Below are 20,299 nucleotides of genomic sequence, written 5' to 3'. Positions count from 1 at the left end.
TTGCACGGCGCCTGCGCGCTCACTACCTTAGCGCCTTTCGAACCCCGCCACGCCTTGCAGGAGCCCTTGTCATGGCCGCCCCCGTCCTTCCTCCCTTCCGCCTGCGGTTCAGCGCCGCCGCCACGTTGCTCGGCATGCTCGGGCTCGCCGGCTGCCAGATGGGTGGCTATCAGGACAGCGTGCCACCGACCACCGGTGTGCAACCGCTCAAAGGCCTGGCACAGAACGTTTCGGTCCGGCGCAACGCCATGGGCGCGCCGCTGATCGAGAGCAGCAGCTTCCATGACGCGCTGTTCACCCTCGGCTATGTGCATGCCGGCGATCGCATCGAGCAGATGCTCGCCATGCGCCTGCTCGCCCAGGGCCGCCTGGCGGAGCTGGCCGGCAGCGATGCGCTGGACATCGACCGGCTGATGCGGGCCGCCAACCTCAAGCAGAGCGCCGCCCAGCAGTACGCAGACGCCTCGCCACGCCTGAAGCGCTTCTTCGAGGTGTATGCCCGCGGCGTCAACGCCTACCTGTTCCGCTACCGCGACAAACTGCCGGCGAGCCTGGCCAGTAGTGGTTACCGCCCGGAATATTGGAAGCCTGAAGATTCGGCACTGATCTTCAGTCTGTATGCGTTCAGCCAGTCGGTGAACCTGCAGGAAGAACTCAGCGCCCTGACCCTGGCGCAGAAAGTCGGCAACGACAAGCTGCCCTGGCTGCTGCCCGGCGCACCGGACGAACCCCTGGCAGCAGCCGAGGTGGACAAACTCAAGGGCCTGAACCTGGGCAGCCAGCTGCCGGGCCTGCCTGCACTGGCAGCGGCCAGCCAGAAACTCGCCGATCTTGACCTGCTCGGCAGCCCCGGCTCGGCCAACCTGGCACTAGGCCCGCAACGTAGCCGCAGCGGCAAGAGCCTGCTGGCCAGCGACAGCCGCGCAGCCTGGGCCCTGAGCCCGGTGCAGATCCACACGGGCAAGTACCAGGTTGCCGGCCTGTCACTGCCTGGTCTGCCCATCGTGCTGGCCGGCTACAATGGCAAGCTGGCCTGGAGCAGCAGCGCGGTGATGGCCGATAACCAGGACCTGTATCTGGAGCAACTGCGCCATGCCGGCAGCCAGGTGAGCTACCTGGCCGACGGCAAGTGGTTGCCGGCCCGGGCCCGCAGCGAGACCTTCTTCGTTCGCGGCCAGCGCCCACAGCGCGAGGTAATGTACGACACCCGCCACGGCACCCTGCTCCCCCAGGCGGGCAACCCCAGCCTGGGCCTGGCCCTGAGCCTGCCTCAGCTCAAGGGCGACCGTAGCCTCGACGCGCTGTTCGACCTGACCCGCGCTCAGAATATCGAGCGCGCCTTCGACAGCACCCGAGAAGTCGCCACCGCGGCGCTCAACTTCGTCTTCGCCGAGCCCGAACACATCGGCTGGCAAGTCAGCGGCCGCTACCCGAACCGCCGGGAAGGCCAGGGCCTGTTGCCGTCGCCTGGCTGGGACGGCCGCTATGACTGGGATGGCTATGCCGACCCCATGTTGCACCCGTATGACCAGGACCCACCGGCCGGCTGGATCGCCCACGCCAACCAGCGCAGCCTGCCGCGTGGCTATGGCATGCAGCTGTCCAGTACCTGGTACTACCCCGAGCGCGCCGAGCGCCTGGGCCAGCTGGCCGGCAACGGTCGCCACGACAGCCGCAGCCTGATGGCCCTGCAGAACGACCAGGTAACGCTGCTGGCCGACAAGCTCAAGCAGATGTTCGACGCCCCCGGCATGGCCCAGCAACTGAAGCAGGCGATCGACGCCCTGCCTGCGGCCCAGCGTGACAAGGCGCGCAACGCCTTGGCTCGGTTGAAGGCCTTCGATGGCCGTCTGAGCCCGGTGTCGGCGGATGCAGCGCTGTACGAGCTGTTCATCCAGGAAGTCACCCGGCAGACCTTCCTCGACGAGCTCGGCCCGGAATCCAGCCCTGCCTGGCAGGCGTTCGTCAGCAACGCCCGCCTGTCGTACTCGGCCCAGGCTGACCACTTGCTGGGCCGCGATGACAGCCCGTTCTGGGACGATCGCAACACGCCGCAGAAAGAAGACAAACCGACCATCCTCGCCCGCAGCCTGGCGGCCGCCGTGGATGCCGGCACCGCGCAACTGGGCAGTGACCGCCGTGCCTGGCAGTGGGGCAAGCTGCACCAGTACCGCTGGCCGGCCCCTGCCTACCACGGCCTGGGCGATGCAATGAACCGCTCGCCAATGGCCGCCGGTGGCGACTTCAGCACCCCGGCCCTGACCCCTTACGCCTGGGGCAGCAATTTCGACACCCGCCTGCCGGCCTCGGCGCGGATGATCGTTGACTTCGGCCAGGCCGAGCCGCTGCAGGTCCTGACCAGCAACGGCCAGTCGGGCAACCCGGCCAGCTCGCACTACAGCGACGGGCTGGACGCCTGGTTCACGGGGCGGTTCATGAGCTTGCCGCTGCAGCCGCAGAACTTCGGGCGGGCTTATGGCAGCCAGCGGTTGACGTTGGTGCCAGGGCGGTAAGGGCTTTGCGAAAGGTCGGAGGGCGAGTCAGGGCCACCAGGTGCTCGCCACAAGATTTTCAGCGCCAACTCCATCCGAACTTCCACACCGACCCACGGCTCCTAACTGGTAACCCCAAACCAGTGCGCCCAACCCATGGACCTCGTCATCGCTCGCCCCGAAGGCCTGTACTGCCCGCCTGGCGACTTCTACATAGACCCCTGGCGCCCGGTCGAGCGCGCCGTGATCACCCATGGTCATGGCGACCATGCCCGCACCGGCAACCGCCACTACCTGACCGCAGCCCCCGGCGCCGGCATCCTGCGCAGCCGACTGGGCCAGGACATCGACCTGCAGACCCTGCCGTACGGTGAACGCATCCTGCATCACGGCGTCACCCTCAGCCTGCACCCGGCTGGCCATGTGCTGGGCTCGGCGCAGGTGCGCCTCGAGTACCAGGGCGAAGTCTGGGTTGCTTCGGGTGATTACAAAGTCGAGCCGGATGGCACCTGCGCAGCCTTCGAGCCGTTGAGCTGCCATACCTTCATCACCGAGTCCACTTTCGGCCTGCCCATCTACCGCTGGCCCAGCCAGGCGCACATTTTTGCCGGGATCAACGCCTGGTGGCGCAGCAATTGTGAGCAAGGCAAGGCCAGCGTGCTGTTCTGCTACGCGTTCGGCAAGGCTCAGCGAATACTCCACGGCCTGGACCCGGAGATCGGGCCGATCCTCGTGCATGGCGCTGTCGAGCCGCTGAACCGGGTCTACCGAGAAGCCGGTGTGCACCTGCCGAGCACCCGTTATGCCGGTGATGTTCCGCGCAACGACCCACTGCTGCGCCAGGCATTGATCCTGGCGCCCCCCTCTGCCGCAGGCAGCAGCTGGATGCGCCGTTTCGGCGATTACAGCGATGCATTTGCCAGCGGCTGGATGCTGTTGCGCGGTACCCGACGACGGCGTGGGGTGGACCGTGGCTTCGTGCTGTCCGACCACGCCGACTGGCCGGGGCTGCTGTGGGCCATCGGCCAGACCGGAGCCGAACGGGTCATGGTTACCCACGGCTCGGTAAACGTGTTGGTGCGCTACCTCAACGAACAAGGGCTGGATGCCCGTGCGTTCATCACCGAGTACGGCGAAGAGGATGACACCGTAGCCACGGAGCCAGAGGCATGAAAGCCTTCGCCGAACTGTACCTGCGCCTGGATGCCACCACCTCCAGCAATGCCAAGCTCGAAGCCTTGCGTGACTACTTTGCGGCAGCACCCGCCGCAGATGCCGCCTGGGCTGTCTATTTCCTTGCTGGCGGGCGCCCCCGCCAGCTGGTGCCGACCCGCGTGCTGCGTGAGTTGGCCACGGCGTTGGCGGGGTTGCCCGAATGGTTGTTCGAAGAGAGCTATCAGGCGGTGGGCGACCTGGCCGAAACCATCTCGCTGCTGTTGCCGCAAGCCGCCCATGCCAGCGACGACGGCCTGGCATACTGGGTCGAAGCCCATCTGCTGCCCTTGCGCGGCCTGCCCGCTGAAGAACTCCAGCAACGCCTGCTCCCCTTGTGGGCACAACTGGACCGTCCGAGCCTGATGTTGTGCCTGAAACTGATCACCGGCAGCTTTCGTGTCGGGGTATCCAAGCTGCTGGTCACCCGCGCCCTGGCACAACTGGCGGGGCTGGATGCCAAGCGCGTGGCCCAGCGACTGGTCGGCTATACGGACATCGGCCATCGCCCGAAAGCCGCCAGTTACCTCAAGCTGATCGCCGAAGAGTCCACTGATGAACATAGCCAGCGCGGTGGCCAACCGTACCCATTCTTCCTGGCTCACGCCCTGCAGGCCCCGCCAGAACAATTCGAGGCCCTGCTCGGTCCGCCAGCTGCGTGGCAAATCGAATGGAAGTGGGACGGCATTCGCGCCCAGGTCGTCAAGCGCGAGGGTCAACTATGGGTCTGGTCACGGGGCGAGGAGCTGGTCACCGAGCGCTTTCCCGAGCTGCACGGCCTGGCCGAAAGCTTGCCGGACGGCACGGTGCTCGACGGTGAGATCCTGGTCTGGAAGCCGGGCGTCAGCGCCGATACACCAGCGGTGCAGCCGTTCGCCGTGCTGCAGCAGCGCCTTGGCCGCAAGAACCTGGGCAAAAAGCTGCTGGCTGACGCCCCGGTCGTACTGCAAGCCTATGACTTGCTGGAATGGCAAGGCGAGGACTGGCGCAGCCGCCCGCAACATGAACGGCGCCAGCAGTTGCAGCGTCTGGTGGCAGAGTGCCCGTTGGCCCCGCTGCTGCTTTCACCGCTGCTCGATGGCACCGACTGGAGCGACCTGGCCCGGCAACGTGAAAAGTCGCGCAGCCTGGGCGTTGAAGGGTTGATGCTCAAGCAGCGTGATGCCCTGTACGGCGTGGGCCGGACAAAGGACATGGGCCTGTGGTGGAAGTGGAAGATCGACCCGTTCAGCATCGATGCGGTACTGATTTATGCCCAGCGCGGGCATGGCCGCCGCGCCAGCCTCTACAGCGACTACACCTTCGCGGTATGGAACGCGCCACCCGGCACGCCCGACCGCGCGCTAGTGCCCTTCGCCAAGGCTTATTCCGGGCTCAGCGACGAAGAGATGCGCAAGGTGGATGCGATCATTCGCAAGACCACGGTGGAAACCTTCGGTCCGGTACGTAGCGTCACCCCGACGCTGGTGTTCGAGTTGGGCTTCGAGGGCATTGCGCTGTCCAAACGTCACAAGAGCGGCATCGCCGTCAGGTTTCCGCGGATGTTGCGCTGGCGCCTGGACAAGCCGGTCGAGGAAGCCGATGACCTGGCCAGCCTGCAGGCATTGCTGGTCTGAAAGAAGGCAACGCGGTGAGGCGCGATATCGGAAATTATGCTTCTATCTTTGAGCCGACCCGTGTCGCAGACCGTTTTCGCCACGCAGCCAGGACCACCATGCACCATTCGACCCACGACCTGCTTTCGCCCGTACCGGGCATTACCCGCCAATTGCACAGCTTCCACTTCGGCCCACGCGGTGGCGCCAAGGTGTATATCCAGGCCTCGCTGCATGCCGACGAACTGCCCGGCATGCTGGTGGCCTGGCATCTCAAGCGCCGCCTGGCCGAGCTGGAACAGCAGGGTCGCCTGCTGCGCGAAATCATCCTGGTACCGGTGGCCAACCCGGTCGGCCTGGAGCAGGTGATGCTGGACGCGCCCCTGGGCCGTTTCGAGCTGCAGAGCGGCGAGAATTTCAACCGCAATTTTGTCGACCTGTCCGACAGCATCGGCGACCAGATCGAAGGCCACCTGACCCAGAACCCGGCCCACAACCTGGCGCTCATCCGCGAATACCTGCGTCGTGGCTTGGACGCCCACCCAGCGCGCACGCCGTTGCAGTCCCAGCGACTGACCCTGCAACGACTGGCCTGCGATGCCGATCTGGTACTGGACCTGCACTGCGACTTCGAAGCGGTCGAACACCTCTACACCACGCCCGAAGCCTGGCCGCAGGTCGAACCCCTGGCGCGCTACCTGGGCGCCCAGGCCAGCCTGCTGGCTACTGATTCCGGCGGGCAGTCGTTCGACGAATGCTTCAGTCTGGTCTGGTGGCAACTGCAGCAACGCTTTGGCAAGCACTTCCCGATCCCGCTGGGCAGCGTTTCGGTCACCGTCGAACTGCGTGGCCAAGCCGACGTTAGCCATGACCTGGCCAGCCAGGACTGCCAGGCGATTCTCGACTACCTGACTTACGCCAGTGTCATCGAAGGTATTGCCGCACCACTACCGGAGCTATCACGCCCGGCCACGCCACTGGCCGCCGTCGAACCCGTGGCCGCGCCCCTGGGCGGGCTGCTGGTGTACCACGCCCGCCCAGGCGAGCACCTGGAGGCCGGGCAATTGATCGCCGAAGTCATCGACCCGCTCAATGACCGCGTGACTGCCGTGCGCAACAGCCAGCCCGGCCTGCTCTATGCCCGCAGCGTGCGGCGCATGGCCACGGCCGGCATGGTCATCGCCCATGTCGCCGGCGAACAGGTGTTGCGCAGCGGCTACCTGCTAGCCAACTGATCGGGTAAAACCAATGCATGCGGCGAGTGGTCTGTAGAAGCACAGCCTTCTCAGGACTGCTTGCACGCATGCCCGCCTCGTCCGACCTTGCCAATGCCTGGTTCACTGCCCGTGGCTGGAAGCCCTTCGCCTTCCAACGCCAGGTATGGGCTGCGGTTGGCCGTGGTGACTCCGGGCTGCTGCATGCCAGCACCGGCGCGGGCAAGACTTATGCGGTCTGGCTGGCGGCATTGCGTGCCTTCGCCAAGTCAGCAACCGGGCGCCAGCCTGCGGCGCTGCAGGTGCTGTGGATCACGCCCATGCGCGCACTGGCCGCTGATACTGCCCGCGCCCTCCAAACGCCGCTGGATGAGCTTGGCCTGAACTGGACGGTCGGCGTGCGCAGCGGCGATACCGGCAGTGCCGAGCGCGCTCGCCAGGCCCGGCGCCTGCCAAGCACCCTGATCACCACGCCGGAAAGCTTGACCCTGCTGCTGACCCGCGCACAAGCCGCCGAAGACTTCGCCAGCCTGCGCCTGGTGGTGGTGGATGAATGGCACGAACTGCTTGGCAACAAGCGCGGCGTGCAACTGCAACTGGCCTTGGCCCGGTTGCGTCGCTGGCACCCGGGCCTGATGACCTGGGGCTTATCGGCCACGCTCGGCAATCTGCCGCACGCCCTCGAGGTGCTGTTGCCGGGAGGAGGCCTGCTGGTGAAAGGCCGCCAGGACAAGCAGTTGGTGGTCGACACCTTGCTGCCCGATGCCATCGAGCGCTTCCCCTGGGCCGGGCACATGGGCCTGAAGATGCTCGACCAGGTTGCCCAGCAACTCGACGCCAGCGCCAGCAGCCTGGTGTTCACCAACACCCGTGCCCAGGCCGAGCTCTGGTACCAGGCCCTGCTGGATGCCCGCCCCGACTGGGCCGGGCAGATCGCCCTGCACCATGCCTCGCTGGCCCGGGCAACCCGCGACTGGGTAGAACTCAGCCTCAAGCAGGGCACGCTCAAGGCAGTGATCTGCACCTCCAGCCTGGACCTTGGGGTGGACTTTTTGCCGGTCGAACGGGTGTTGCAGATCGGCTCGGCCAAAGGCATTGCTCGCCTCATGCAGCGCGCCGGGCGCTCTGGCCACGCGCCAGGGCGCCGCTCGCGCATCACCCTGGTGCCAACCCATAGCCTGGAGCTGGTGGAAGCCGCCGCAGCCCGCGCCGCACTGGCTTCCGGCCATATCGAAGCGCGCCGTTCGCCGCGGCTGTGCCTGGACGTGCTGGTTCAGCATCTGGTCAGCATGGCCTTGGGCAATGGCTTTCGCCCCGCCGAACTGCTCGAGGAGGTGCGCAGCACCTGGGCCTTCCGTGACTTGCGCGACAGCCAGTGGCAATGGGCACTGGATTTCGTCAATCACGGTGGCCACGCACTGACGGCCTACCCCGACTATCGGCGTGTCGAAGCACACCCCGACGGGGTCTGGCGGGTGGCCAGCGAGCGCCTGGCGAGGCGTCACCGCATGGGCATCGGCACCATCGTCAGCGAAGCCAGCCTGCAGCTCAAGTATTGGAGCAAGGGTGGTGGTGGCAAGCACCTTGGCAGTGTCGAGGAAGCTTTCATTGCCCGCCTGCGCCCTGGCGACACCCTGGTGTTCGCCGGCCGGGTCCTGGAGTTGGTACGGGTGGAAGGCATGACCGCCTACGTGCGCCGCAGCACCGCGCGCAAGGCCGCCGTGGCGCGTTGGAATGGCGGGCGCATGCCGCTGTCCAACGAACTGGCCGACGCACTGGTCGAGCAACTCGATGCTGCCGCCCATGGGCGCTACCACGGCTCGGAGATGCAGGCCGTACGGCCGTTGCTGGCCTTGCAGGCGCAGTGGTCGGCCTTGCCCACCTGCAGCACGCTGCTGGCCGAAACGCTGGCATCGCGCCAGGGCTCGCACCTGTTCCTCTACCCCTTTGCCGGGCGCATGGCCAACCTGGGCCTGGCCAACTTGATCGCCTGGCGGGTGAGCCGGGTGCAACCACTGTCGGTCTCCATCGCCGTGAACGACTATGGTTTCGAACTGCTCAGCCCCAGTACCGTGGATTGGGCCCGCTGCCTGCCTGAGGCGCTGTCTGGCGACAACCTGCTGGAGGATGTGCTGGCCAGCCTGAACGCCGGCGAGATGGCGTTGCGACGGTTTCGTGAAATCGCCCAGATCGCCGGGCTGGTATTCGGCGGTTACCCGGCCGCGCAGAAGAGCACGCGGCAGATTCAGGCCTCCAGCGGGTTGTTCTATGAAGTATTCCGCAAACATGACGCCGGCAACTTGCTGCTCGGCCAGGCGCGCGATGAAGTCCTGAGCGAAGAACTGGAGATCGAGCGCCTGCACCGCCAGTTGCTCAAGATGCACAGCCTGCAACTGGACCTGCGCACGCTGCAACGGCCAGGCCCCTTGGCGTTCGCCCTGCTGGTCGAAGGCATGCGCGAGACCTTGAGCACGGAAAAGTTGGCAGACCGCATTGCGCGGATGGTGGCCGACCTGGAAAAAGCGGCAAACCGGCCATGAACAGTTACTTGTCGATCGAGCACTGCGGCGAAACGCTCTGGCTGTTACCGGACAAGGCCATCTACTGGCCAGCCCGCCGCACCTTGCTGGTGGCTGACGTCCATATCGGCAAGGCCGCCAGCTATCGGGCCTTGCATCAACCGGTTCCGCGCGGCACCACAGCCGCCACGCTGGCACGCCTGGACACGTTGCTGAACAGCTATGACTGCGAGCAGTTGGTCATCCTCGGTGACTTCCTTCATGCGCGCGCCGCACATTCACCCGGCATGCTGGCCAGCCTGCGCAGGTGGAAAAACAGCCATGGCGCGCTGAAGGTCGTGCTGGTGCGTGGCAACCATGATCGCCATGCCGGCGACCCGCCGGTCGAACTGGGTATCGAAGCAAGGGATGAACCTTTGCTGCTGGAACCCTTTGCCCTGCGGCACGACCCCCTGCCTCACCCCACCCATCCGGTGCTGGCCGGCCATGTGCATCCAGTTTATGTGCTGCGAGGACGGGCACGGCAACGGCTCAGGCTGCCTTGCTTCCTGATCGATGCTCAGGTCAGCCTGCTGCCGGCGTTCGGCGAATTTACCGGGGGATGGACGATAGAGCCTGGCTCGGACGCCCGCGCGTTCGTCGCAGGGGGCGACCGGGTGTGGGCACTCGCCAACTAGTCAGGCTACGGGAGACGGTGGTGGCTCGTCCGGCAGGGTCGGCTCACCCGGTTCCATGGGCGGATGTTCGCCTGGTTCCGGCGGCTGCGGCGTATCGGGGTCAGGCTGGTGCGGAACGCCACCGGCCTGCATTGGCAAGGGATGCGCCAGCAGTGACCACGCCAGCAACCCGATCTGGTTGGGCTGCAGTACGGCCAGCTTGGCACTGATTGCGGGGTTGAGTTTCATTGGCAGCTCCTGGACGAGGGCCGATACGCTGCATACGTATCGGCGCTGTTCAAACTCTTGGAGTGCCATCAGGGAAACTAATTCCCCGCGCTCGTCGGATCAGGTGCGTGGCAGGGTGACGCCGCGCTGGCCCTGGTACTTGCCGCCACGGTCCTTGTACGACACTTCGCATTCTTCGTCGGACTGCAGGAACAGCATCTGCGCCACGCCTTCGTTGGCGTAGATCTTCGCCGGCAGCGTGGTGGTGTTGGAGAACTCCAGGGTCACGTGGCCTTCCCACTCCGGCTCGAGCGGGGTGACGTTGACGATGATGCCGCAACGGGCGTAGGTGCTCTTGCCCAGGCAGATGGTCAGCACGTCACGCGGGATGCGGAAGTACTCGACGGTACGGGCCAGGGCGAAGGAGTTTGGCGGAATGATGCAGACATCGCTCTTGATGTCGACGAAGCTGCCGGCGTCGAAGTTCTTCGGGTCGACGGTGGCCGAGTTGATGTTGGTGAACACCTTGAATTCGTCGGCGCAGCGCACGTCGTAGCCGTAGCTGGAGACGCCGAAGGAGATGACCCGGCTGTCCTGCTCGCCGCGCACCTGGCGCTCGACGAACGGTTCGATCATGCCGTGTTCCTGCGCCATGCGGCGAATCCACTTGTCCGATTTGATGCTCATGGCGGGGTGTCCTGAAGAGTTGCGAGGGGAAAATCCAGACGCGCATCTTACCGGTCCCGAAGCCCGGGTTAAAGTTCCAGTGCCTCATCCCGCGCCGGACGGGGGCTGCAGCCGCCGTCGATCCGAATTTGCGTAAAGCGTTCACAGACCATTGGCAGCTCGTGGAAAGTGGGGTAAGGTGACGCCACTGTGCTGCACGTGACACCGAGAATCTCTAGTTTGATGCACGATCCTGATCGGCCCATCGCTGAATTTTCTGCTCTCTTTGCGCTCAGTCCCGGGCAGGGTTTTTCCTGACCGTTATCAAATTGTCCAAGGAGACAGAAAAATGTCCAACCGTCAATCCGGTGTTGTTAAGTGGTTCAACGATGAGAAAGGCTACGGCTTCATCACCCCTCAGTCGGGCGACGACCTGTTCGTGCACTTCAAAGCCATCCAAGCTGACGGCTTCAAAACCCTGAAAGAAGGCCAGGCTGTTACTTTCGTCGCTACCCGCGGCCAGAAAGGCATGCAGGCTGAAGAAGTTCAAATCGCCTAAGTCGATTTAGCTTCCTAGCTTTCAAAAAAACCCGCCTTCTGGCGGGTTTTTTTATGCCTGACTGCAAAGCATCTGCGGCCTTGTGGGACCGGCAAGGCCGTTCCCACAAGTGCTGCCTCAATCTTCGCTGATGGTGATGCTCGGCATCGCCGGCGCCGCTGCTTCCTGCAGCACGATCCGCGCGCCCACCTGGCGGGCCAGTTCCTGGTAGACCATGGCAATCTGGCTCTCCGGTTCGGCGATCGCCGTCGGCTTGCCGCTGTCGGCCTGCTCGCGGATCAGCATCGACAGCGGCAGCGAGGCCAGCAGTTCGACGCCGTATTGCACCGCCAGCTTTTCACCACCGCCTTCACCGAACAGGTGCTCGGCATGGCCGCAGTTCGAGCAGATGTGCACGGCCATGTTTTCCACCACGCCCAGCACCGGGATGTTGACCTTGCGGAACATCTCCACGCCCTTCTTGGCATCCAGCAGGGCCAGGTCCTGTGGCGTGGTGACGATTACCGAACCGGCCACCGGCACCTTCTGCGCCAGGGTCAGCTGGATATCGCCGGTACCTGGCGGCATGTCGATGACCAGATAATCCAGGTCGTCCCAGGCAGTCTGGGTGACCAGCTGCAACAACGCACCGGACACCATCGGGCCACGCCAGACCATCGGCGTGTTGTCATCGGTGAGGAACGCCATGGACATCACTTCCACGCCATGGGCCTTGATCGGCACGAACCACTTCTGCTCACGAATCTGCGGGCGGGTACCCTCGGCGATACCGAACATCACGCCCTGGCTGGGGCCATAGATGTCGGCATCGAGAATGCCCACCCGGGCGCCTTCACGGGCCAGGGCCAAGGCCAGATTGGCGGCGGTGGTCGACTTGCCGACCCCGCCCTTGCCCGAGGCCACGGCAATGATGTTCTTGACGTTGGCCATGGCTGGCACCTGGGCCTGGGCCTTGTGCGCGGCGACCACGCAGTCGATCGACACCTGGGCCGAACTGACGCCCTCGAGGTTCTCGATCGCAGTCTGCAGCACCTGGGCCCAGCCGTTCTTGAACAGGCCGGCGGCATAGCCCAGCTGCAACTGCACAGCGACCTGCCCACCCTGGATGTCGATGGCGCGCACGCAACCGGCGCTGACCGGGTCCTGGTTCAGGTAGGGGTCGGTGTACTGGCGAAGCACGCCTTCGACGGCGGCACGGGTGACGGCACTCATGGACACTCCCATTGGCAAACTGAGTACAAAACAGACGCCTATCCTAACCCGTCAATCGTCAGCAGATGCGTGCTTGGGGTGAAATATCTTCGCCGGCCCTTTATAGTGGCCGATCACCCTCATTTTTACCCGAGCCAGATAAGTAGCCGAGCCACCATGTCCGAGCCACGTCAGATTCTCGTTACCAGCGCCCTGCCCTATGCCAATGGATCCATCCACCTTGGCCATATGCTGGAGTACATCCAGACGGACATGTGGGTGCGCTTCCAGAAGCTGCGCGGCAACCAGTGCATCTACGTCTGCGCCGACGATGCCCACGGTTCGGCCATCATGTTGCGTGCCGAGAAGGAAGGCATCACCCCTGAGCAGCTGATCGCCAATGTCCAGGCCGAGCACAGCGGCGACTTCGCCGACTTCCTGGTGGACTTCGACAACTTCCACTCCACCCACAGCGACGAAAACCGCGAGCTATCGAGCCTGATCTACGGCCGCCTGCGTGATGCCGGGCACATCGCTACCCGTTCGGTGACCCAGTACTTCGACCCTGAAAAGGGCATGTTCCTCGCCGACCGTTTCATCAAGGGCACCTGCCCGAAATGCGCGGCTGAAGACCAGTACGGCGACAACTGCGAAAAATGCGGCGCCACCTACGCCCCGACCGAACTGAAGAACCCCAAGTCAGCGATTTCCGGTGCCACCCCGGTACTGCGCGATTCCCAGCACTTCTTCTTCAAGCTGCCGGACTTCCAGGCCATGCTGCAGCAGTGGACGCGCAGCGGCACCTTGCAGGACGCCGTCGCCAACAAGCTCGCCGAATGGCTGGATTCCGGCCTGCAGGAGTGGGACATCTCGCGTGATGCGCCGTACTTCGGCTTCGAGATCCCGGGCGAGCCTGGCAAGTACTTCTACGTCTGGCTGGACGCGCCGATTGGCTACATGGCCAGCTTCAAGAACCTCTGTGCACGCCGCCCGGAGCTGGACTTCGACGCCTTCTGGAGCGAAGGCTCCAAGGCCGAGCTGTACCACTTCATCGGCAAGGACATCGTCAACTTCCACGCGCTGTTCTGGCCTGCCATGCTCGAAGGCGCCGGCTTCCGCAAGCCGACCGCAGTCAACGTGCACGGCTACCTGACCGTCAACGGCGCCAAGATGTCCAAGTCGCGTGGCACCTTCATCAAGGCCCGCACCTATCTGGACCACCTGCAACCGGAGTACCTGCGCTACTACTATGCCGCCAAGCTTGGCCGTGGCGTCGATGACCTCGACCTGAACCTCGAGGACTTCGTGCAGAAGGTCAACTCCGACCTGGTCGGCAAGGTGGTCAACATCGCCAGCCGTTGCGCCGGCTTCATCCACAAGGGCAATGCCGGCGTGATGGTCGCGGGCGATGCTGCGCCGGAGCTGACCGAGGCCTTCCTCGCTGCCGCCCCGTCGATCGCCGAAGCCTACGAAGGTCGCGACTTCGGCCGCGCCATGCGCGAAATCATGGCCCTGGCCGACCGTGCCAACGCCTGGATCGCCGACAAGGCACCTTGGTCGCTGGCCAAACAGGAAGGCAAGCAGGACGAAGTCCAGGCCATCTGCGCCCAAGGCATCAACCTGTTCCGCCAGCTGGTGGTCTTCCTCAAACCGGTGCTACCGCTGCTCGCCGCCGATGCCGAGGCATTCCTCAACGTCGCGCCACTGACCTGGAACGACCACCAGTCGCGCCTGGAAAACCACCAGCTGAACCCGTTCAAGGCGCTGATGAGCCGTATCGAACCGGCCAAGGTCGAAGCCATGGTCGCCGCCAGCAAGGAAGACCTGCTGGCCGCCGAAGCCCAGGCACCAGCCGGCAACGGCGAGCTGACCAAGGACCCGCTGTCGGCCGAAATCGAGTTCGACACCTTTGCCGCGGTCGACCTGCGCGTCGCGCTGATCGTCAAGGCTGAAGCCGTGCCTGGCGCCGACAAGCTGCTGCAACTGACCCTGGACATCGGCGACGAACGCCGCAACGTGTTCTCCGGCATCAAGTCGGCCTATCCGGACCCCTCCCAGCTGGAAGGCCGCCTGACCATGATGGTGGCCAACCTCAAGCCGCGGAAAATGCGCTTTGGCGTATCCGAGGGCATGGTCATGGCGGCCGGCCCTGGCGGCGAAGAGATCTACCTGCTCAGCCCTGACAGCGGCGCCAAGCCAGGTCAGCGCATCAAGTAAGCCTCCTGCCCCGGCCTCACCGCCGGGGCAGTTCCATCTGCAGCGCCAATGCCGGACGCGCCAGGCGATTCCCGGCTATCGTCATTCTCATGAACGACTATATGCTGATCCTCGCCAGCGCTGCGCTGTTCAGCCACCTACTCCTGCAACAACAGCCGCTGAGCCGGCTGCGCCTGCAGGTCTGTGGCCTGGCAGGCGCCCTTTCGATAGCGCTCGGGGCAAGCGGCGGGCAAGCGCTCGACCGGTTGATCATGGCGCCCTGGCATTTACAGGACTTGCGCCTGTTCCTGCTGCTGCCCTGGCTGGCGTTGCTGGCATGGGGCGTGCCGCAGGTGTTGGCCAGGCTACGCCCGCAATGGCCCACCGAGGACCTTGCGCTGCCCTTGCTGGGCAATGCCTTGCTGCTGGGCCTGGTGCTGCAAGTGACGGAAGATGACACCTCGGCGCTTGCAACGTTGTGCTGGGGGATAGCGGCCGGCCTGGGCTTCTGGCTTGCGCTGGTGCTGTTCGACGACCTGCACCAGCGCAGCCAGCACCCTGATGTACCGGCTGCGCTGCGCGGCTTGCCCATTACATTGATCGGTACGGGTGTCATGGCCCTGGCGTTCTCGGGATTCAACGGACTTTTCACTCAATGAACTTGATTCAACGCATCGACGCCCTGTTGCCACAGACCCAGTGCGGCAAATGCGGCCACAATGGCTGTCGGCCCTACGCCGAAGGCCTGGCTGCGGGCGAGGCCATCAACAAGTGCCCGCCAGGCGGTAGCGAAACCATCGCCGCGCTGGCCGTGCTGCTGGAGGTGCCACTGCTTGCGCCTGACCCACAGCGAGGAAGCGCACCACCCCAGGTCGCCTACATTCGCGAAGCCGAATGCATCGGTTGTACCAAATGCATCCAGGCCTGCCCGGTCGACGCCATCGTTGGCGCCGCCAAGCTGATGCACACGGTCATCGCCAGCGAATGTACCGGCTGTGACCTTTGCCTGGCGCCCTGCCCGGTCGATTGCATCGACATGCATCCACTGCCAGCCACGGTGGTGCCAATTGTCAGCGGCCTGGCCCATACCCCCGAACAACTGCAGGTCCGCCGCCAGCGCCGCGATCATGCGCGCCAGCGCCACGAACAGCGCAACGCCCGCCTGCAACGCGATATCGCACGCCGGGAGGCGCAGCGTCTGGCACGTACGGCCGGAGCCACACAAGGCGCGCCAGATGCTATCAAGGCCGCCCTCGAACGGATCAAGGCGCAAAAAGCCACCGCTGCCGATGCTGCGCCTGCAGCGGCCGGGCACGACCATGGCAAACCCTGACCCACGGCTACGCAAGGCCATGGGCCTGGTGCTGCTGGCCTGTCTACCGGGCTTGCTTGCAGCGCTCTGGACAGAGGGCTGGGGGGTGCTATTCAGCCTGTTGCTGTGCTCCAGCAGTGCATTGAGTTGCGAAGCGGCACTGCTGGCTGTACGTCGACAACCTGTTCTACCGGCATTGAACGATGGCAGTGCCCTGGTGACTGCCGTGCTGTTGGCCATCGCCCTGCCTGTGCAAGCGCCCTGGTGGTTGCCCGTGACTGCAGCAGGCATTGCCATCGGCGTCGGCAAGCAGGCCTTTGGCGGAGTGGGCCGCAACCTGTTCAACCCGGCAATGGTCGGTTACGCCTTTGTGCTGCTGAACTTTCCGCTGCACATGACCCACTGGCCCAGCCAGGCCGTTGGCTTTATCGATAGCCTGCAGCTGGTGTCCGGCAGTGACAGCCAAATCGATGCCTGGGCGGGGCCGACCATTCTCGATGGCCTGCGCCACAACCGCAGCCTGACCATCGACGAACTCTTCGCCAGCCACTCCGGCTTTGGCAAATTTGGCGGCCGCAACAGCGAGTGGGTCAACCTGGCACTGCTGTTCGGTGGGCTGTTTCTCTTGCAGCGCAAGGTTATCAGCTGGCATGCCCCGGCAGGCCTGCTGGCCGGCCTGTTTCTGTTCAGTCTGCTGGCCTGGAATGGCTCCGGCTCGGATTCGAACGGTTCGCCACTGCTGCACCTGTTCAGCGGCTCAACCATGCTGGCGGCGTTCTTCATCGCCACGGAGCCTGTGTCCGGCCCCAAGACCAACCTGGCCAGGCTGTTGTTTGGCTTTGGCGCAGGCGCGCTGGTCTACCTGATTCGCACCTGGGGCAATTACCCGGATGGCACGGCATTCGCCATCCTGCTGATGAACCTGGCAGTGCCCGCCCTGGATCGGTTTGCCTTGCGACGCCCGCAGGTCTCGCCATGACCGCACCTGTTCGCAGCAGCTTGCTGCTACTCGTCGTCGGAGGGTCGGCGTTGGCGTTAACGCTGGCCTGGCAGGACTGGACGGGCCCAGCCATCGCAGATGCCGAGCACCAACTTAAGGCAGACCAATTGCTGGCGGTGCTGCCCGCGCAAAGTTACGACAATCACCCCCTGGACAACGCCTTACCACTGCCAGCCGATCAGCCATTGCATAGCAAGATACTCGCGGCCTTGCGCGCGACCCACGGCACTTCGCCAACAGCCATCGTGCTGGTGAGCCAGGTGCAGGGCTATGCTGGCCCTATCAAACTGACCATTGCCATCGACGCCGAAGGCCGCCTGATTGGCACTCGGGTGGTCGAACAGCAGGAAAGCCCTGGGCTGGGCGGCCAGATCGCCGACCCACAGTCTGGCTGGCTGTCACAGTTTGCCAATCACGACCTTGGCAATCGCTGGGCGCTCAGGCGCGACCAAGGTGACTTCGATCAGCTGGCTGGGGCAACCGTTACTTCCCGGGCAGTGATCGATGCCCAGCAGGAAGCCTTGCGATATTTTGACCAGCATCGCAGCGAACTGCTCGGAGCCCCCGGCCATGAATAAATACTGCCTGCTGGTGACCGGCCTGGCCCCGCTGCTTGGTGCAACGCGCACCTTTGCGCAGGCACTAGCCATCGGCGCGTGCATGCTCGTGCTGCCCCTTCTCCACCAAGCCTTGCTAAGCCAGCTGCGGCCAACACTCAGCGGCGCGAAGTACTGGCTGGCAAGCCTGCTGCTGCTTGCTGCGCTTGCCAGTTGCCTGCAACTGGCACTGCGGGCCTGGGCATTGCCATTGGCGCTGACGCTTGGGTTTTTTCCTGCGCTGATCTGCCTGCAATGCCTCGCCATCGACACATTGCTGCCAACTGAAGGGCGCTGGCGACAACTGTTGCTGCATTTGACTGGCCTGCTGCTCGCCTGCCTGCTGCTCGGCGCCGGCCGCCAATGGCTGGACAAAGTCGCCGGCATGCACTTGGCCCAGCTGCCGTCAGGTGGGCTGCTACTGCTCGGCGCGCTACTTGCCTTGTACAATTGGCTGCGCCCCACTCTCACACGTCGTCAAGGAAAGCGTTGAACCCATGAATGCCGCCAAACGCCTGGAGATCTTTCGCAGGCTGCACGAAGACAATCCCGACCCGAAAACGGAATTGGCCTACACCACCCCATTCGAGCTCCTGGTTGCCGTGACGCTTTCCGCACAATCCACCGATGTCGGCGTCAACAAGGCCACCGCGCGCCTGTTTCCGGTCGCGAATACACCGCAGGCCATCCATGCGCTAGGTGTCGAGGGCCTGAGCGAATACATCAAGACCATCGGCCTGTACAACAGCAAGGCCAAGAACGTCATCGAGGCGTGCCGCCTGTTGATCGAGCGCCATGAAGGCGAAGTACCGCAGACCCGAGAAGCACTGGAAGCGCTACCCGGCGTTGGCCGCAAGACCGCCAACGTGGTGCTCAACACTGCCTTCCGCCAGCCGACCATGGCCGTGGACACACACATCTTCCGGGTCAGCAACCGCACTGGCATCGCGCCGGGCAGGACCGTGCTCGAAGTCGAGAAGAAGCTGGTCAAGTTCGTCCCCAAGGATTACTTACTCGACGCTCACCATTGGCTCATCCTGCACGGCCGCTACGTGTGCCAGGCACGCAAGCCTCGTTGCGGTAGCTGCCGCATCGAAGATCTGTGCGAATACAAGCACAAGACCTCCGACGATTGAGCCAATAGCAAAAACAGCTGCATCCTGATTGAAAAAATCTTTTTTACCGGACTTCGCTTTCTCGCTATAAGGACGGCCAATGGCCCTTTGGCTTGGAGCGACTCATGAGTACCGATAAAGACGACCTGTCGATCGAAGATGACTTTGCTACCGCTGACGACGAAGCGGAGCCTCAGGTAGAAACCGCGAAGACCAACCTGAGCAAGCGTCGTACCATTGACAACCTCCTCGAAGAGCGACGCCTGCAACGACAACTCGCCGATTTCGACTACGACCTGTAGCCTGACAAAAAGCCTCCTTCATGGAGGCTTTGTGCATGCCGCGCTCAGTTCAGGCCATGACGGCGGGCCAACTCGATCAGGTCCACCAGTGAATGGGCATTCAGCTTCAGCAACAGGCGGGTCTTGTAGGTGCTGACCGTCTTGTTGCTGAGGAACATGCTGTCGGCAATCTCCTTGTTGGAACGCCCGCGTGCAAGCTGCTGCAGCACCATCATCTCCCTTGCCGACAGGCGATCTACCATTTCAGCCTCGCTGGCGCCTCCTACCCGGCCATGGGACTTGTGCAAAGCCTGATTCGGGAAGTAACTGTAACCAGAGAGCACAGCCTTGATGGCACTGAGCAGTTCGGTGAGTTCCTGCTGCTTGCACACATAGCCTGAAGCCCCCGCCTGCATGCAGCGCATGGAGAAATGCCCGGGCGCCTGGGAAGTCAGCACCAGGACACGGCTGCCAGGGCTGGCCGCGGCCATCCGGGCGATGACTTCCAGCCCATCGAGCTTGGGGATGCCGATGTCGAGCACGACAATGTCGGGGAGGTGCTCGCGAGTGAGTTGCAAGGCTGCAATGCCGTTGTCGGTTTCCGCAACAACATCATACCCATGCCGCTCCATGAGCATGCGCACTGCCAAGCGTATGACCGGATGATCATCCACGATAAGGACTTTATTCATGCGATATCCATCATTCATTATTCTGCTTTGACGACTGCCTCACCATAACCGAGCAGAACGCTAAATGGCGCGTCGATTCCCTGTACAAATAGCCGAATAGATGAACCTTACGTCGGTTTGGGAATTTTCCTACAAGAAAAATTTAATCCTTTATCCCGAATGCGCTTACGAACACGCAAATCAAAACGTGATCAACTCACTCCCCCCGCAGAAATTTCCCTCCCCCGGAAAATGTCCACAATTTAGTTGAGGCAGTCAGTAGGTTATTGATAAGAGAAACATGCAGGAGGCAATGACCATGAACGATAACCAACCTGTGGCCCCACTGACGATAATCGCCATCTTCGCTGGCATCATCGAAGCTTCTGCCTTGGCAACCTTGCCTTTTCTCAGCGAAAAAAGTCAGACGTACTACACTTGGTTCCTTGTGGGGTTTCCATTCTTTCTCACAGCCCTGTTCTTTCTCACCCTGAACTTCAACTACAAATCCTTTTACAAACCTGACCCAGCCGAACAGAAAAACATCCCTGAGCAAGCGACGCTTCCCGACATGCAAGAAACTATAACCATGATGTTTTCCGGGCCAGACGCGGAAAAACTGATACAACAACAAATCGTGCAAGCCCTTAGCCAAGCGCATGTCGAAAACAGGCGCTGGCGGATGTGCAACATGGATCTACAACAGTGCGTGATTCTTACGACCACCCGCTTGCCTGAGGATCTACCCAATGGGTATTGACCAGGCCACCGTCCAGAAGGCAAAAAAAACCCGGCC

The 20,299-nt window shown here is 63.5% G+C and carries 19 protein-coding genes and 1 pseudogene; 16 read left to right on the top strand and 4 right to left on the bottom strand.

Annotated elements, in window-relative coordinates:
- The first annotated feature begins 71 nt into the window (after nucleotides 1–71).
- The 6 genes from BGP85_RS19360 (at nucleotide 72) to pdeM (ending at nucleotide 9,709) form a co-directional block, all read left to right on the top strand.
- Nucleotides 72–2,513 carry a penicillin acylase family protein gene (locus BGP85_RS19360; protein WP_103449427.1) on the top strand — a complete coding sequence of 814 codons (2,442 nt, stop codon included), beginning with the start codon at nucleotides 72–74 and terminating at the stop codon, nucleotides 2,511–2,513.
- A gap of 135 nt (nucleotides 2,514–2,648) precedes the next feature.
- Complete coding sequence (locus BGP85_RS19355; RefSeq protein WP_103449426.1) at nucleotides 2,649–3,665, top strand: ligase-associated DNA damage response exonuclease; 1,017 nt, start codon at nucleotides 2,649–2,651, stop codon at nucleotides 3,663–3,665.
- Nucleotides 3,662–5,320 carry an ATP-dependent DNA ligase gene (locus tag BGP85_RS19350; protein WP_103449425.1) on the top strand — a complete coding sequence of 553 codons (1,659 nt, stop codon included), beginning with the start codon at nucleotides 3,662–3,664 and terminating at the stop codon, nucleotides 5,318–5,320. The genes BGP85_RS19355 and BGP85_RS19350 overlap by 4 nt, the downstream gene beginning before the upstream one ends.
- Nucleotides 5,321–5,418: 98 nt before the next feature.
- Nucleotides 5,419–6,534: a succinylglutamate desuccinylase/aspartoacylase family protein gene (locus tag BGP85_RS19345; RefSeq protein WP_103449424.1), complete on the top strand. Its 1,116-nt coding sequence runs from the start codon at nucleotides 5,419–5,421 to the stop codon at nucleotides 6,532–6,534.
- Nucleotides 6,535–6,602: 68 nt separating this feature from the next.
- Entirely contained in the window at nucleotides 6,603–9,053 is a 2,451-nt protein-coding gene (locus tag BGP85_RS19340) for a ligase-associated DNA damage response DEXH box helicase (protein ID WP_103449423.1), read from the top strand.
- Nucleotides 9,050–9,709 (top strand): ligase-associated DNA damage response endonuclease PdeM, encoded by a 660-nt coding sequence (gene pdeM / locus BGP85_RS19335; RefSeq protein WP_103449422.1) that lies wholly within the window; start codon nucleotides 9,050–9,052, stop codon nucleotides 9,707–9,709. Before BGP85_RS19340 ends, pdeM begins: the two co-directional genes overlap by 4 nt.
- Here the strand turns inward: pdeM and BGP85_RS19330 are convergent, their stop codons facing one another.
- Both BGP85_RS19330 and dcd read right to left on the bottom strand, forming a co-directional pair.
- Nucleotides 9,710–9,937 carry a hypothetical protein gene (locus BGP85_RS19330; RefSeq protein WP_103449421.1) on the bottom strand — a complete coding sequence of 76 codons (228 nt, stop codon included), beginning with the start codon at nucleotides 9,935–9,937 and terminating at the stop codon, nucleotides 9,710–9,712.
- 99 nt (nucleotides 9,938–10,036) lie between these two features.
- A complete protein-coding gene (gene dcd, locus BGP85_RS19325) occupies nucleotides 10,037–10,603 on the bottom strand; it encodes a dCTP deaminase (RefSeq protein ID WP_003258001.1) in 567 nt (188 codons plus the stop codon).
- A gap of 328 nt (nucleotides 10,604–10,931) precedes the next feature.
- Here dcd and BGP85_RS19320 point away from each other — a divergent pair, with 328 nt between their 5' ends.
- Nucleotides 10,932–11,141: a cold-shock protein gene (locus BGP85_RS19320; RefSeq protein ID WP_003254922.1), complete on the top strand. Its 210-nt coding sequence runs from the start codon at nucleotides 10,932–10,934 to the stop codon at nucleotides 11,139–11,141.
- Between the two features lie 117 nt (nucleotides 11,142–11,258).
- Here the strand turns inward: BGP85_RS19320 and apbC are convergent, their stop codons facing one another.
- Nucleotides 11,259–12,353 (bottom strand): iron-sulfur cluster carrier protein ApbC, encoded by a 1,095-nt coding sequence (gene apbC, locus BGP85_RS19315; RefSeq protein ID WP_103449420.1) that lies wholly within the window; start codon nucleotides 12,351–12,353, stop codon nucleotides 11,259–11,261.
- 156 nt (nucleotides 12,354–12,509) lie between these two features.
- On the opposite strand from apbC, the gene metG reads away from it, so the two are divergent.
- From metG to BGP85_RS28940, 8 genes and pseudogenes are all read left to right on the top strand, one after another.
- On the top strand, nucleotides 12,510–14,549 hold the full coding sequence (metG, locus tag BGP85_RS19310; protein ID WP_103449419.1) for a methionine--tRNA ligase: 2,040 nt from the start codon (nucleotides 12,510–12,512) through the stop codon (nucleotides 14,547–14,549).
- A gap of 89 nt (nucleotides 14,550–14,638) precedes the next feature.
- Complete coding sequence (locus tag BGP85_RS19305; protein ID WP_103449418.1) at nucleotides 14,639–15,187, top strand: Rnf-Nqr domain containing protein; 549 nt, start codon at nucleotides 14,639–14,641, stop codon at nucleotides 15,185–15,187.
- A pseudogene (gene rsxB / locus BGP85_RS19300) lies at nucleotides 15,184–15,825 on the top strand (electron transport complex subunit RsxB); the annotation flags it as partial. The gene BGP85_RS19305 and the pseudogene rsxB, both read left to right, overlap by 4 nt.
- Nucleotides 15,826–15,847: 22 nt before the next feature.
- A complete protein-coding gene (locus tag BGP85_RS19295; RefSeq protein ID WP_103449887.1) occupies nucleotides 15,848–16,819 on the top strand; it encodes an RnfABCDGE type electron transport complex subunit D in 972 nt (323 codons plus the stop codon).
- Nucleotides 16,816–17,418: an RnfABCDGE type electron transport complex subunit G gene (locus tag BGP85_RS19290; RefSeq protein ID WP_103449416.1), complete on the top strand. Its 603-nt coding sequence runs from the start codon at nucleotides 16,816–16,818 to the stop codon at nucleotides 17,416–17,418. Before BGP85_RS19295 ends, BGP85_RS19290 begins: the two co-directional genes overlap by 4 nt.
- Nucleotides 17,411–17,929, top strand: coding sequence for an Rnf-Nqr domain containing protein (locus tag BGP85_RS19285; RefSeq protein WP_103449415.1), 519 nt, complete (start codon nucleotides 17,411–17,413; stop codon nucleotides 17,927–17,929). The genes BGP85_RS19290 and BGP85_RS19285 overlap by 8 nt, the downstream gene beginning before the upstream one ends.
- Nucleotides 17,930–17,933: 4 nt before the next feature.
- On the top strand, nucleotides 17,934–18,572 hold the full coding sequence (gene nth / locus BGP85_RS19280) for an endonuclease III (RefSeq protein WP_103449414.1): 639 nt from the start codon (nucleotides 17,934–17,936) through the stop codon (nucleotides 18,570–18,572).
- Between the two features lie 104 nt (nucleotides 18,573–18,676).
- Nucleotides 18,677–18,853 (top strand): PA3496 family putative envelope integrity protein, encoded by a 177-nt coding sequence (locus tag BGP85_RS28940; protein ID WP_027918964.1) that lies wholly within the window; start codon nucleotides 18,677–18,679, stop codon nucleotides 18,851–18,853.
- Between the two features lie 44 nt (nucleotides 18,854–18,897).
- On the opposite strand, the gene BGP85_RS19275 is transcribed toward BGP85_RS28940, so the two are convergent.
- Nucleotides 18,898–19,524, bottom strand: coding sequence for a response regulator transcription factor (locus BGP85_RS19275; RefSeq protein WP_103449413.1), 627 nt, complete (start codon nucleotides 19,522–19,524; stop codon nucleotides 18,898–18,900).
- A gap of 298 nt (nucleotides 19,525–19,822) precedes the next feature.
- Between BGP85_RS19275 and BGP85_RS19270 the strand changes: the two genes are divergently transcribed.
- The gene (locus BGP85_RS19270; protein WP_103449886.1) at nucleotides 19,823–20,263 is read left to right on the top strand and encodes a hypothetical protein; all 441 of its coding nucleotides are present in this window, start codon (nucleotides 19,823–19,825) and stop codon (nucleotides 20,261–20,263) included.
- Nucleotides 20,264–20,299 lie beyond the last annotated feature (36 nt).

It is taken from the genome of Pseudomonas putida, assembly GCF_002906855.1.
GTDB classification, from domain to species: Bacteria; Pseudomonadota; Gammaproteobacteria; order Pseudomonadales; family Pseudomonadaceae; genus Aquipseudomonas; species Aquipseudomonas putida_N.
The sequence above is the reverse complement of the archived record's forward strand: the minus strand, read 5'-3'. Positions and strand labels throughout refer to the sequence as shown.

Coding starts and splice junctions, on each gene's coding strand:
- BGP85_RS19360 (WP_103449427.1), top strand. CDS start 72: ATGGCCGCCCCCGTCCTTCCTCCCTTCCGCCTGCGGTTCAGCGCCGCC.
- BGP85_RS19355 (WP_103449426.1), top strand. CDS start 2,649: ATGGACCTCGTCATCGCTCGCCCCGAAGGCCTGTACTGCCCGCCTGGC.
- BGP85_RS19350 (WP_103449425.1), top strand. CDS start 3,662: ATGAAAGCCTTCGCCGAACTGTACCTGCGCCTGGATGCCACCACCTCC.
- BGP85_RS19345 (WP_103449424.1), top strand. CDS start 5,419: ATGCACCATTCGACCCACGACCTGCTTTCGCCCGTACCGGGCATTACC.
- BGP85_RS19340 (WP_103449423.1), top strand. CDS start 6,603: ATGCCCGCCTCGTCCGACCTTGCCAATGCCTGGTTCACTGCCCGTGGC.
- pdeM (WP_103449422.1), top strand. CDS start 9,050: ATGAACAGTTACTTGTCGATCGAGCACTGCGGCGAAACGCTCTGGCTG.
- BGP85_RS19330 (WP_103449421.1), bottom strand. CDS start 9,937: ATGAAACTCAACCCCGCAATCAGTGCCAAGCTGGCCGTACTGCAGCCC.
- dcd (WP_003258001.1), bottom strand. CDS start 10,603: ATGAGCATCAAATCGGACAAGTGGATTCGCCGCATGGCGCAGGAACAC.
- BGP85_RS19320 (WP_003254922.1), top strand. CDS start 10,932: ATGTCCAACCGTCAATCCGGTGTTGTTAAGTGGTTCAACGATGAGAAA.
- apbC (WP_103449420.1), bottom strand. CDS start 12,353: ATGAGTGCCGTCACCCGTGCCGCCGTCGAAGGCGTGCTTCGCCAGTAC.
- metG (WP_103449419.1), top strand. CDS start 12,510: ATGTCCGAGCCACGTCAGATTCTCGTTACCAGCGCCCTGCCCTATGCC.
- BGP85_RS19305 (WP_103449418.1), top strand. CDS start 14,639: ATGAACGACTATATGCTGATCCTCGCCAGCGCTGCGCTGTTCAGCCAC.
- BGP85_RS19295 (WP_103449887.1), top strand. CDS start 15,848: ATGGCAAACCCTGACCCACGGCTACGCAAGGCCATGGGCCTGGTGCTG.
- BGP85_RS19290 (WP_103449416.1), top strand. CDS start 16,816: ATGACCGCACCTGTTCGCAGCAGCTTGCTGCTACTCGTCGTCGGAGGG.
- BGP85_RS19285 (WP_103449415.1), top strand. CDS start 17,411: ATGAATAAATACTGCCTGCTGGTGACCGGCCTGGCCCCGCTGCTTGGT.
- nth (WP_103449414.1), top strand. CDS start 17,934: ATGAATGCCGCCAAACGCCTGGAGATCTTTCGCAGGCTGCACGAAGAC.
- BGP85_RS28940 (WP_027918964.1), top strand. CDS start 18,677: ATGAGTACCGATAAAGACGACCTGTCGATCGAAGATGACTTTGCTACC.
- BGP85_RS19275 (WP_103449413.1), bottom strand. CDS start 19,524: ATGAATAAAGTCCTTATCGTGGATGATCATCCGGTCATACGCTTGGCA.
- BGP85_RS19270 (WP_103449886.1), top strand. CDS start 19,823: ATGAACGATAACCAACCTGTGGCCCCACTGACGATAATCGCCATCTTC.